The organism is Kitasatospora sp. NPDC059327 (assembly GCF_042752535.1).
Lineage (GTDB): Bacteria > Actinomycetota > Actinomycetes > Streptomycetales > Streptomycetaceae > Kitasatospora.
This window is the reverse complement of sequence record NZ_JBHYYB010000112.1, coordinates 16859-28305: the sequence shown is the minus strand read 5'-3', so window position 1 is coordinate 28305 and position 11447 is coordinate 16859. Positions and strand designations below refer to the sequence as shown.

The window sequence follows — 11447 nt, the reverse complement described above, 5'->3', positions numbered from 1 at the left end:
AGGGAGGTCTTCTTGCCGGAGACGACGGTGGAGAAGGTGACGAGGAGGACGGAGCTGATCAGGCCGGCGTAGACGGAGCTGACGGCGCCGGTGGTGTTGAAGCGCTTCCAGAAGAGGGAGTAGAGCAGGGTGGGCAGGTTGGCGGAGGCGGCGACGGCGAAGGCGAGGGCGACGAGGGCGGCGGTGTTGAGTTTGTCGGCGAACAGGGACAGGACGATGGCGACGGCGCCGATGGCGACGGCGGCGAGTTTGGCGGAGCGGACTTCTTCCTTCTCGCTGGCTTTGCCGCGGCGGATGACGTTGGCGTAGAGGTCGTGGGCGAAGGAGGCGGAGGAGGCGAGGGTGAGGCCGGCGACGACGGCGAGGATGGTGGCGAAGGCGACGGCGGAGATGATGGCGAGCAGGATCGCGCCGCCGGTGGTGCCGGCTCCGCCGCCGAGGTGTTCGGCGAGTAGGGGGGCGGCGGTGTTGCCGGCGGCGTTGGAGGCCTTGATGGTCTTGGGGCCGAGGAGGGCGGCGGCGCCGAAGCCCAGGGCGAGGGTCATGAGGTAGAAGCCGCCGATGATGCCGATCGCCCAGAGGACGGACTTGCGGGCGACCTTGGCGGTGGGCACGGTGTAGAAGCGGACCAGGATGTGGGGCAGGCCGGCGGTGCCGAGGACCAGGGCGATGCCGAGGCTGAGGAAGTCGAGCTTGCTGGTGCCGGAGGCGCCGTACTTGAGTCCGGGTTCGAGGAACGCGGAGCCCTTGCCGCTGGCGTCGGCGGCTGCGCCGAGCATGCTGGAGATGTTGAAGCCGTACTTGGCGAGGACCAGGACGGTCATCAGGCCGGCGCCGGCGATGAGCAGGACGGCTTTGACGATCTGGACCCAGGTGGTGCCCTTCATGCCGCCGATGACGACGTAGACGACCATCAGCGCGCCGACGGCGACGATGGTCCAGCGCTTGGCGCCGTCGCCGCTGACGCCCAGGAGCAGGGCGACCAGGGAGCCCGCGCCGACCATCTGGGCGAGGAGGTAGAAGATCGACACCACGATGGTGGAGATGCCGGCGGCGGTGCGTACGGGGCGTTGGCGCATCCGGAAGGCCAGGACGTCGGCCATGGTGAAGCGGCCGGAGTTGCGCAGTGGTTCGGCGATCAGGAGCAGGGCGACGAGCCAGGCGACGAGGAAGCCGACGGAGTAGAGGAAGCCGTCGTAGCCGTAGAGGGCGATGGCGCCGGCGATGCCGAGGAAGGACGCGGCGGACATGTAGTCGCCGGAGATGGCCAGGCCGTTCTGGAAGCCGGTGAAGCCGCGGCCGCCGGCGTAGTAGTCGGAGGCGTCCTTGGTCTGGCGGCCGGCCCAGATCGTGATGGCGAGGGTGGCGAGGACGAACAGGCCGAACAGGGTCATGGTCAGGCCGCGGTGCTCGGTGGCGGAGCCGGCGGCGAGCAGGGTGGTGTTCATCGGGCGGCCCTCCCGGGCTCGGTGGGTGCCTGGGCCGTGCGACCCTCGCGGATGGCGGTGGCGGGCGGGTCGAGGCGGCGGTCGGCGTAGCGGGAGTACCAGGCCGCGATGGTGAAGGTGCTGGCGAACTGGAGCAGGCCCAGGACGAGGGCGACGTTGACGTGGCCGAACAGCTTGGTGCCCATGAGGTCGGGGGCGTAGCTGGAGAGCAGGACGTAGAGCAGGTACCAGAGGATGAAGCCCGCGGTCACGGGGAAGGCGAAGCCGCGGAAGGAGCTGCGCAGCCGGCGGAACTCCTCGCTCTGTTCGAGGTGTTCCAGGCGGTCCGGGTCGGCCGGCCGGGTGGTCGATGGAGTGTCCACGGATGTCTCCTGGGTGGGCGGGTGCGGTGGAGGAGCGGGCCCCGGGGGCTGTCGCGCCGGTGCGGTGCGGGGCGCCGGTGCGGGGCGGCGGTGCCGGGACCAGCTCGCCGGGTGCCGCCGAGTCGTCCTCGGGACCCTCCCACCGGCGAGTTCGTTCCTGCGGCGTATCCCAACGCCTGGGGACGCGAACCGGTAGCCATCGCACCGCGGTGTGCGGCGAGCGGTCGGATTCTGCGGCGAACGGTGCGCCGAACGGTCGAACGGGACCGGGTACCGGGTTCCCTCACCGGGAGCGCGCAACGGCCCAGGTCACCAGCACGTCTCAACCGTTCCAACCCTTGACGGCGGTCCCGATCCGAGGGTGTCATATGCCTCATCGCGATCGAGCGTCTCGATTCCGAGTGCTTCGGCGATGCTTTCCCGGGTGTCGACCGGTCCTGTTCACGGGCCGGGTTCTCCGCTGACGCCCGGTCACCACCACCGGGCCCCACCCGCCTCGTCGAGAACCTCCGCGTCAGGGTGTGCCCCCGATCGGCCGGCGCCTCGAACGGATCCCCGCTATCCGCAGGACCGTGACGGACGGTCATCGAGAAGCCCGGCTCCCCACGGCCCGGCGGCCTTGCCGACGGGCGACGCACCACCCTCACCCATGCACACCCGGACGTCGGCATATGGACAGTCGCCGTCCGGGTCCGCCCTCCCACGTCCCGCCGACCTCTGCACGCCGTCGGCGGGAACGGCCACACCGGATCCCCCATGCCGGCAGGAGCCACCCGTCCTCTTCTCCTCCTATGCCCCACACAACGGCCCGAACGTCCCACCCCGTAGGACACGCTGTAAGGAGCATCCACCCATGTTCAGAAGACCCGCCCCCCGCACGCCCTCCGGACCTACCGCCCCCACCCCCGTCACCCGTCCGGTCACCTCGCTGGTGGCCGCGCTCACCCTGCTGGCGGGTTCCGCCGCCGTGTTCCCCGCGCTGGCGGCAGCCGCGCCCATCCCCAACCCGTACGGCGCGAACGACGCCCCGGTGCTGATCGTGCTCGGCCAGAGCAACGCCGAGGGGTGGGGTGCACCCCTGGACGCCGCCGACCAGGCGAAGTGCCGGTCCCTCAGCCGCGTCAAGGGTCTGAACCGTACGGACAACCGGACGGTCGGGGCGACGAGCGCCACTTGGTCGCAGTACACCTGCACCGGCAACAACCTCGGCGACGAGTTCAATTCAGGCCGCAACTACACCGTCGCGTCGGCGACCGCGCTGCGCTGGCAGCGCGCCACGGAGGCGGGCTCGAAGCTGCCCGACCTCAACGTGATCCACATCGCCTGGGGCAGCCAGGGGATCCAGTCGACCGACGGGTCGAACAACCGGTGGTGGCCGGACCGCGACCCGACCGACATCGCGAGCCTGTTCCCGCTGGCGATGAACACCATCACCAACGGCCTGCGGGCCCTGCAGGACGCCGGCAAGCAACCGCGCGTCATCGGCATCCACTGGAACCAGTGGGAGGCCGAGGCGGGGTACCGGTCGACCATCAGCGTCGACCACATCCAGCGAGCGTTCCTCAAGGTCCTGGAGCCGATCAGAACGGTCACCGGTGCCCCCGACGCCCCGGTCTTCCTCTACCGCCCGCGCTCGGCCACTCATGACAGGACCGCGACGCTGCAGGCCAAGGACGCGCTGGTGAACATCGCCGGCACCGCCCCCTACAAGCTGATCGACGCGAGGGACGCCACCGCGCTGACGTACTCCGAGGACTTCGCGACCTCGCAGCCGGGTGCCTACCTCTACACCCTCCGCGACAAGACGGAGCAGCAGGTCGAGGACACCATATGGAACATGACCAAGGAGGAGAAGCAGCTCGGGATCTTCGTGCCGGACGCGATTCACTACCGGTCCGACGTGCAGAAGTGGTTCGCCGACCAGCAGTGGAAGTCCGTCTTCGCCGACAAGCGGTACGGCGCGCCGGTGAAGGCCACCGTCAACGCGGCGTTGAAGAGGCCCGCCACCCAGTCCTCCACCTTGGCGGTGGGGCAGTCGGCCGCACAGGCGGTGGACGGCAACACCAGCGGCGTCTACGCACAGGCGATTCCCAGCTACACGACGAACGAGGCGCAGCCGTGGTGGCAGGTCGACCTCGGCGCGAAGCAGCAGATCCGGTCGGTGGAGGTGTTCAACCGCACGGACTGGGTCATGGAGCGTCTCAGCGACTTCGACGTCATCGTGTCGGACACCGACCTCACCGGCCGTGACTGGCAGAGCATCCAGGACGACCCGACGGTGAAGAAGATCCGGATCAAGGGCACCGCGCCGGCGAAGCTGACCGTCCCGGTGGGTACCGACGGACGCTACGTCCGCATCCAGCTCGCCGGCACCAACTTCCTCACCCTGCCCGAGGTCCAGGTCAACGTTCCCACCGGCTGACCCCCGAGCGGCACACCGCCGCGGGGACGGCCGTCGACATCGCACCATCCCCGCGGCAACCCCCTTGACGGCGATCAGGCCCGGGCCACCGTGGCCGGACTGGGCACCAGCTCCAGCCGACCTGAAATCATCACCCCAGCTCCGCGGACACGCTCTCCGGCGTCCGCGGAGCACCCGCCGGAGTGAGCCGCACCGCCCGCTCCGGCACCAGCCCGGCCAACTCGTGCGGTCACAGCACCAGGTGCGGTTCGCCCCTGTGAGGGGGCGCTCGCAGTCGCGGGATCTGCGTAGCTCGGGGGACCCTGCCCGCCATCGCCCTGTCCCTCGCGCCCCCGAATCGCGCCTGCGCCGCGTCGAATCGTTCCCGGACTGCTGCCTTCGGCCGCACAGCCTGCGAAGACGCTGGTCGGGACGACAGGATTTGAACCTGCGAGCCGGCCCGAACCCTGCTCACACCGGGCTCAAGGAGCGGAACCGCCGGCCGCCGCGACCTCGCCGACGGCCCACCGCGGGCCGTCCACCGGATCGTTCACCCACGCGAACTGGCGGTCCGGGCCCACCGTGATGCCGTAGTCGCACAGCTCAGGCCGGCCCAGGCCCTCCCACGCCGCCCAGGCGGCCAGCAGCTCGTCACCGATGCGCCGCTCACCGCCCTGGTGCGGCACCGTCGTGCCGTCGCCCACTGCGGAAGACGCCGCCCACGAGGCGACTGCGTCGTGGACCCAGGCGTTCAGCCCGTCCTCGTCGCGTCCAGTGGTGATCAGCGCGTCCAGGTCCCGCTCCAGTACCCGCTCCGCCTCGGCCGGACCGTCGCCGCGAACCGCCGCGTACCCGGTGTATCCCGCCACCGGCGGCGCCGTGCCCGCCCGGTCCGCAATGAACCGGCCCAGGCCCTGCACCCAGCCGGACGCGCTGTGTCCGTCGTCGGCGGCCCTTGTCCAGCGGCTGGTCCTTCTCCCGCTCACCCATCAGGGCTCCCCCGTCGTACACGGACAGCAATCCGGCCATCCTGGCCGCTACGCCAAGCGGACGGTAGGGGGCGCAGCAGCGCGCAAGGGGCGCGGACATCGGACGCGCGCCCCGGGGACGCAGCGGCCCCGGCACGGCACTGCCGGCGCCCCGGATCCTCTCGGGAGCACCGCACGACCGCCGCAGGACACTCGATCCGGCGGCGCCCTCGAAGCGCTCACCACACCCCGGCTCCAGGCCGCACTCGCCACCTGGTGGCGCTCCTGCCCTCCGGGGAGCGCCACCGGTGTGTCGTCGTACCACCGGCCCCGTCCGGTGTCAGCCGGCGGACGGCTCGCCGACCGCACGTGCGCCGGCCGTCGCCGGCGTCCGGGGTTCCAGCAGCCGTTCGGCCGCGGCGCCGAACAGGAGCCCGAAGGCGGCCCAGAGCCCGGCCTGGACGGCCAGGGACGCCAGGCGGAAGTCCCAGACGACACTCACCGGGAAGCCGTCGGGCATCTCGTCCACGTTCGGCAGGAGGACCATCGCGAGCGTGACCGCCGCGAGGTATCCGACGCCGGCCCGGACAGTGGCGTTCCAGTTCCCGTGGCGCGGGGCCAGGCGCTTGCCGACGATCACGGCGGCGGAGCCGAGGAGAACGCTCAACGCGATCATCAGCACATAGAGCGCCGTGCGCTGGTTCAAGGTCGCCGGATCGCTGACGGCCGGCGGGTTCGCCGGGTACTTCAGGAACGGCACCAGGCCGATGGTCACGAAGGCGCCGCCGGCGACCAGGGCGGCGGTGGCCCGGGCGCCGAACCGGCCGATCCGACCCAGCGCGAAACAGTAGGCCAGTGCGGCGATGCCGCCCAGCGCGGTGGCGAAGACGAGGACGCCGGTCGCGAGGCCGACGCTCTCCTGCATCGCCCGGCTCACCGCCTCCGGGCCGGGATCGGTCGAGTGGGCTTCCTCGAAGACGAGGGCCGCGCGCAGCGGCGGCTCGCCGAGCAGGTAGGAGAGTGCGAAGGCGACCAGCCCGGCGGCGAGGCCGACGAGCATGCCGCGGAGGAGGAGGGATCTGACGGTGGCGGAGTTCATCGGACCGTGCTCCGTTCAGTGGCAGGGGAAGCCGAGCAGGTGGCGGCCGTCGTGCACCCACTCGTGCACGGCCTCTCCCGAGAGCACCGAGAGCGCCCCCTGCTCGGCGCCGACGAAGTAGAGCAGGACGAGCGTCAGGACTCCGACGAGCGCGGCCCAGGGCAGCAGTGCCCGGATCGGCACGGGCGATAGGGCGTGGGTGGCTTCGGGCACCGGGGCAGTGGCATACGCCATGGCGAGACCTCCTTGGGGAACACGCGTCCCTTGGTCGATGGGGCACTCGACGACGGAGGTGGGTCTGACTCGCCGACGGGTGGGAAGGTGGCTCACCCGCTCGGCACACAGTGGCGCGACCGTGCCGGCCTCTCACCGGGCTTCCATCGCACCGTCGTCATGTCGCTGCAGACCCTATATCTACTAAGCCACCTCGTACAAGCCTCATGGCGACCGCCCTGCCCTCGACCGAGGAGGGCCGGGCCCGGGTCGGCCCCGCGCCACCCACCGCTGCCGACGACGGCGAAGGCCGGCAGGGGCGGGTGCGGGGGCGGAGAGGGACAGGCATCGCCTCGGGGCCCCCTGACGGCGGACGGGCGGCGGGAGGCAATGGCCCGCCGCCCGGCGCCGCGCTCAGGCCCGGTAGGCCACGAGGCCCATCATCCCGGCCTCGCCGTGGTAGGCGTTGTGGCAGTGCGTCATCCACTGGCCGGGATTGTCGGCGTCGAAGTCGCAGCCGACGGTGGTGCCGGGCAGCACGATGACGGTGTCCTTGCGCGGGCCCTGTTCGCCGACCTGGAAGGTGTGGCCGTGCAGGTGCATGGGGTGCCACATCCCGGTCCTGTTGACGAACTCCAGCCGCACCCGCTCGCCGTGGCCGATCAGGAACGTGTCGGCGGTGGGGTCGGCCATGTCGAAGGGCTTGCCGTTGAGGGCCCAGTCGTACGCGGCCATCCCGCCGGTCAGCTCGATCCGGTGGGTCCGGTCGGGCTTCTTCCCCGGCAGCCGGACCTCGTCCGCGGCCTTCAGGTCGCCGGCCCCGAGGATCCGGCCGTTCAGTTCGGCGGGGCGGATCACAGCGGGCGGCGCGTCGCCCGCGCCGGTGCGGACGAGGGCGCGGCCGAGGGCGTTCTTGCCCTCGGCGAGCGCGGTGAGCGGGAAGACGCCGTCCCCCAGGGTGACCAGGACGTCGTAGCGCTCCCCCATGCCGATGAGCAGCGCGTCGACCTCCTCGTGCCGCACCGGGTAGCCGTCGGTGTGGGTGATCGTCAGCCGGTGGCCGCCGAGCGCGAGCCGGTAGGCGGTGTCACCTCCGGCGTTGACGATCCGCAGGCGCACCCGCGTGCCGGGCTTGGACCGGTGGACGTCGGGGTCGTCGGCGGTGCGGCCGTTGACCAGGTGGTACGGGTACGCGACGTCGCCGGCATCGCCGCCGAGCAGGTCGCTGGTGGCACCCATGAGCATGAACGAGGACATGCCGCCCGAGCCCGGCGCGGGGCTCGGCGGCGCCTCCATGGCCATGCCGGGCATCTGGTGCCCGGCCATGCCGCCCATGCCCTTGCGGAGCTCGGCGAGCGCCTGGTCGGGCGTGCCGGTGACACCGTCCAGCCAGTCGTCCAGGACGACCACCCACTCCTCGTCGTAGCCCAGCGGCTCCTTCGGGTCCTCGACGATCAGCGGCGCGTACAGACCGCGGTCGAGCTGGATCCCGACGTGCGGGTGGAACCAGTAGGTGCCCGGCTGCTCGGTGACGAACCGGTAGGTGAAGGATCCGCCGGCCTCGACCTGCTTCATGGTGACGGGCGGCACGCCGTCCATGTCGTTGCGCAGGGTCAGGCCGTGCCAGTGGACCGAGGTGGGAGCCGGCAGGTTGTTGTGGAGGGTGGCGACCAGGGTGTCGCCGGCCGTGGTGCGGATCTCCTTTCCGGGCAGGGCCCCGAAGGTCCAGGTGCGGGCGGTGATCCCGCCGCCAAGGTCGGCGGAGTCGGCCGTCGCGGTGAGGGTGACCGCGCGTTCCCGGCCGGTGCTGCGGCGCTTCGCCTCGGCCTGCGCGACGGGGCTGCCGGAGGGGTCGGCCAACCGCGGCGGCTTCGAGCCGCCGGAGCAGGCGGCCAGCAGACCGGTGCCGGCCAGGCCGAGGCCGGCGAGCAGGAGGGAACGACGGTTGAGGCTGATCTCGGTCATGAACGTCTCTCATGGTGTGCGCGTCGGCACGGTGTCGCCCGTGCCGGTGGACAGGGCTGCCCGGCGGCAGGGGCAACGGGTGTCCCGGCCGTCGTGGCACACCTAGGTGCGCGAGATCGAGAGTGCGATGAGATCCGGCGGTGGCGCGCCCGGCCAGGGGCCGCCGGGCCGAGCGGCCGGGGGCGCGGTGCCGGCCGGTCCTGGCGCGATGGGCGCCACCGTCGTCGCCGGGGGCTCCGCGAGCAGGACGGTTCGCGCGGGCACCGTCGAGGAGCAGGTCCGGTACTCGGCGCAGCCCTGGACCGGGTGGGTCGCGACCTGCGTCGCGTGCTGCCCGGACCCGGAGGACTGGTGGGGCGTGGGCATCGCCGTGGCAGCGTGCCGGGCCGGCATCGGGCCGGCCGGCAGGCTGTGGTGGCCGATCAGGCCGAGCGCCGTCAGCAGGAGGACCATCAGACCGGCCGCCGCAACGCCTCGGCCCGCGCCGCCTCGGCCGGCGGCGCGGCGGAGGGCGGCCGGCTCCGAGGAGGGCCCGGTGCCCGCGTGCGGAGACATGCCGGTCACTGTACCCCGGCAGGGTATGCGCGTGGGGCGGGCTCCGGCACGGTGGCCGGGTCCGCACCGCGCCGCCGCGGCCCGAGCAGGACCACCACGGCGAGGACCGCCGCTCCCTCCGGCCAGGAGCCGAGGCGGTCGGCGGGCGTCACGGTGGTGCGCAGCGGAAGCTCCGCGACCAGCGTCTCCTGGGTCCACTGTCCGGTGCGCAGGGCGACCGTGCCGTCCGGCCTGACGACGGCGCTCACGCCGCTGGTCGCCGCGACCACGAGGGCGCGGTCGTGCTCGACGGCGCGCAGCCGGGCCATGGCGAGCTGCTGCCCGGTCTGGGCGGTGCTGCCGTCGCGCATGTAGGTGGCGTTGTTGGTCTGCTCGACCAGCAGGTTGGCCCCGGCCCGGACGCCGTCGCGGACGGTGGCGTCGTAGCCGACCTCGAAGCAGATCACGTCGGCCATCCGGACCCGCCCGGCGGTGAGCACGGCGGCGCCGCTGCCGGGGGTGAAGTCGCGCGGGATCAGCTGGAGGTTACCGAGGCCGCCGAGGAGGCGGCGGGCGGGAATGTACTCGCCGAAGGGCACCAGGTTGCGCTTGGCGTACCGGGCCCCGGGGCCGGTACCCGGCTGCCAGAGCTGGCCCGCGTTGAGCATGCCGCCGCCGGGCAGGTCGAGGATCGCCCCGACCAGGACCGGCCGGTCGACGGCCGCGACCGCCTCGCGGACCAGCCGACCGAGCTCGGCGTCGCCGGCCGGGTCGTCGTCCAGCGCGTTCTCCGGCCAGATCACCACATCGGGGCGGGGCAGCTCACCGGCCCGGACCCGCTCGGCGAGCCGCCGGGTGGCCTCGGCGTGGTTGGCGGCCACCGTGCCGACCCTGGCCTGCTCGGCCAGGCTCCGCTCGCGCGGCACATTGCCCTGGACGACCGCGACCACGGCCTTCTCCGGGCCGCCGTCCGGAGAGGGCAGCGGCAGCGCCACCGAGGCGGCGGCCGTCGCCACCAGCCAGGCCGAGCCGCGCAGCACGGTCGTCCGGCCCTGGCCCCGATCCCGGCCCAAGCCCAGGACGAGGGCCGCGAGCCCGGCGCCGACCAGGGCGGTGGCGAAGGTGACGGCCGGAGCGCCCGCCCAGCGGGCCCAGGCCAGCAGCGGCGAATCCGCCTGGCTGAAGGCGAGCCGCCCCCACGGGAACCCGCCCAGCGGGAACCGGCCGCGCAGCGCCTCCACGGCCGTCCACCACAGCGCGACCGCGAGCGGCCACGCGGACAGCCGCAGCAGCCGTGGCAGGACCGCCGTCATCGCCCCGACGATCACCGCCTCGACCGTGGTCAGGGCCAGCCAGGGCAGGAAGCCGATCGAACGGACCAGCCACCACAGCAGCGGGCCGAAGAACGCCAGCGAGAACAGCAGCCCCTGGACGGCGGCCGCCCGGGCGGAGCGGCCGGCGGCGGCGACGACCGGGGCGGCGACCCCGAGCGGAGCGAGCGGCCAGAGCCCGTACGGCGGGAACGCCAGGGCGAGCACCGCGCCGCCGACCAGCGCGACGGCGGCCGCCGCACGCGGGCCGAGCCGGGGCTCGGCCGGGCCGTCAGACGCCGGCACTGGTGCGCGGACCGGTGAGGGGGCCGCCGGGACCGTGCAGGACGGCCGGGGCCTGGTGGTCGGCGCGGCGCGGTGCGCCGGCGGCGAGGAGCGGGCCCCGGCCGTCCGGCGCGACGTCCGGCCGCTGGTCCGGGGTCCGGGCGGGCGCGCCGCGCCCGGGGACGAAGCCAGCGCCGCCGCCCGCACCGACGGAGTCCGACGCGGACACGGGTACCGACGCGGACACGGGCGCCGACACCGACGAGCGACCGGCCACGAGCATCACCGCGGTGGCACCCGCCGCAGGACGGCGGCCGCGCGTGCGGGCGTCCGTGCATGTCCGGCCGCCCTGACTACGAGTTATCTTAGGAGACACGGGAGGAGTCTGCCACCTCACCCACCGCCTCCGGAATCCGCCCCCGACCCGATGAACCGCCGCCTCGCGCGCCGGACCCGCACCTGGCGCGACCCTGGCCTTCGCCACGAGCGCCGATGGTGACGGACGCGAGGGCGCGAGTACCGGGCCGGCCGATCGCCACCCCGCCGACCACCCCGGCGGCGATGCCGGCCGGACAGGCCCGCCACCACGTCGACGTCCGGCAGGGCCGGCTGCCCGCCGCACCCGGACCGACGCCGGGGCCGCGGCGAGCGGACCACGAGCCGCCCGGGCGGGGCCGGACCCGGGCGCCGGGGTGTACCGGACCGACCGGATCGGACAGGAGGGCGCCGCGGACGGTGTGGGCCGCGGCGGCCCCCCCCGACCGGGGGCGGGGGGGGGGGCCCTCCCCTCCGCCCCCGACCCGCCCCCGCCGCCGCCCCCGCCTGTGTCCACCGGCGCCGCGGACGCCGACACCGGTACACC

Annotated in this window: 10 protein-coding genes and 1 riboswitch; of the genes, 1 reads left to right on the top strand and 9 read right to left on the bottom strand. The window is 73.5% G+C overall.

Going from position 1 to position 11447, the window contains the following annotated elements; genetic code table 11:
- Together ACFXHB_RS38290 and ACFXHB_RS38285 are read right to left on the bottom strand one after the other, a co-directional pair.
- A partial coding sequence (locus ACFXHB_RS38290) for a cation acetate symporter (protein ID WP_380580621.1) occupies positions 1 to 1448 on the bottom strand: 1448 nt, incomplete at its 3' end.
- Positions 1445 to 1810: a DUF485 domain-containing protein gene (locus tag ACFXHB_RS38285; RefSeq protein ID WP_380580619.1), complete on the bottom strand. Its 366-nt coding sequence runs from the start codon at positions 1808 to 1810 to the stop codon at positions 1445 to 1447. The genes ACFXHB_RS38285 and ACFXHB_RS38290, both read right to left, overlap by 4 nt.
- An 853-nt stretch (positions 1811 to 2663) precedes the next feature.
- Here ACFXHB_RS38285 and ACFXHB_RS38280 point away from each other — a divergent pair.
- Positions 2664 to 4232 (top strand): discoidin domain-containing protein, encoded by a 1569-nt coding sequence (locus tag ACFXHB_RS38280; protein ID WP_380580617.1) that lies wholly within the window; start codon positions 2664 to 2666, stop codon positions 4230 to 4232.
- Positions 4233 to 4693: 461 nt separating this feature from the next.
- On the opposite strand, the gene ACFXHB_RS38275 is transcribed toward ACFXHB_RS38280, so the two are convergent.
- The 7 genes from ACFXHB_RS38275 to ACFXHB_RS38245 all read right to left on the bottom strand — a co-directional run bounded on the left by ACFXHB_RS38275 (position 4694) and on the right by ACFXHB_RS38245 (position 10814).
- Positions 4694 to 5197 (bottom strand): hypothetical protein, encoded by a 504-nt coding sequence (locus tag ACFXHB_RS38275; RefSeq protein WP_380580615.1) that lies wholly within the window; start codon positions 5195 to 5197, stop codon positions 4694 to 4696.
- Positions 5198 to 5519: 322 nt separating this feature from the next.
- Complete coding sequence (locus ACFXHB_RS38270; RefSeq protein WP_380580613.1) at positions 5520 to 6278, bottom strand: CbtA family protein; 759 nt, start codon at positions 6276 to 6278, stop codon at positions 5520 to 5522.
- Between the two features lie 15 nt (positions 6279 to 6293).
- Positions 6294 to 6512 (bottom strand): CbtB-domain containing protein, encoded by a 219-nt coding sequence (locus ACFXHB_RS38265; RefSeq protein ID WP_380580611.1) that lies wholly within the window; start codon positions 6510 to 6512, stop codon positions 6294 to 6296.
- A gap of 62 nt (positions 6513 to 6574) precedes the next feature.
- A riboswitch (cobalamin riboswitch) is annotated at positions 6575 to 6657 on the bottom strand.
- Positions 6658 to 6905: 248 nt separating this feature from the next.
- Positions 6906 to 8456: a multicopper oxidase family protein gene (locus tag ACFXHB_RS38260; RefSeq protein ID WP_380580609.1), complete on the bottom strand. Its 1551-nt coding sequence runs from the start codon at positions 8454 to 8456 to the stop codon at positions 6906 to 6908.
- Between the two features lie 102 nt (positions 8457 to 8558).
- Positions 8559 to 9011, bottom strand: a complete 453-nt coding sequence (locus ACFXHB_RS38255; RefSeq protein ID WP_380580607.1) for a DUF6153 family protein — start codon at positions 9009 to 9011, stop codon at positions 8559 to 8561.
- A gap of 5 nt (positions 9012 to 9016) precedes the next feature.
- Positions 9017 to 10606: an apolipoprotein N-acyltransferase gene (gene lnt / locus ACFXHB_RS38250; RefSeq protein WP_380580605.1), complete on the bottom strand. Its 1590-nt coding sequence runs from the start codon at positions 10604 to 10606 to the stop codon at positions 9017 to 9019.
- The gene (locus tag ACFXHB_RS38245; protein WP_380580602.1) at positions 10593 to 10814 is read right to left on the bottom strand and encodes a hypothetical protein; all 222 of its coding nucleotides are present in this window, start codon (positions 10812 to 10814) and stop codon (positions 10593 to 10595) included. The genes lnt and ACFXHB_RS38245 overlap by 14 nt, the downstream gene beginning before the upstream one ends.
- Positions 10815 to 11447: the final 633 nt, after the last annotated feature.

Bases quoted from the DNA above. Each gene is read 5' to 3' on its own strand.
- ACFXHB_RS38280 (WP_380580617.1), top strand. From the start codon at position 2,664: ATGTTCAGAAGACCCGCCCCCCGCACGCCCTCCGGACCTACCGCCCCC.
- ACFXHB_RS38270 (WP_380580613.1), bottom strand. From the start codon at position 6,278: ATGAACTCCGCCACCGTCAGATCCCTCCTCCTCCGCGGCATGCTCGTC.
- ACFXHB_RS38265 (WP_380580611.1), bottom strand. From the start codon at position 6,512: ATGGCGTATGCCACTGCCCCGGTGCCCGAAGCCACCCACGCCCTATCG.
- ACFXHB_RS38260 (WP_380580609.1), bottom strand. From the start codon at position 8,456: ATGACCGAGATCAGCCTCAACCGTCGTTCCCTCCTGCTCGCCGGCCTC.
- ACFXHB_RS38255 (WP_380580607.1), bottom strand. From the start codon at position 9,011: ATGTCTCCGCACGCGGGCACCGGGCCCTCCTCGGAGCCGGCCGCCCTC.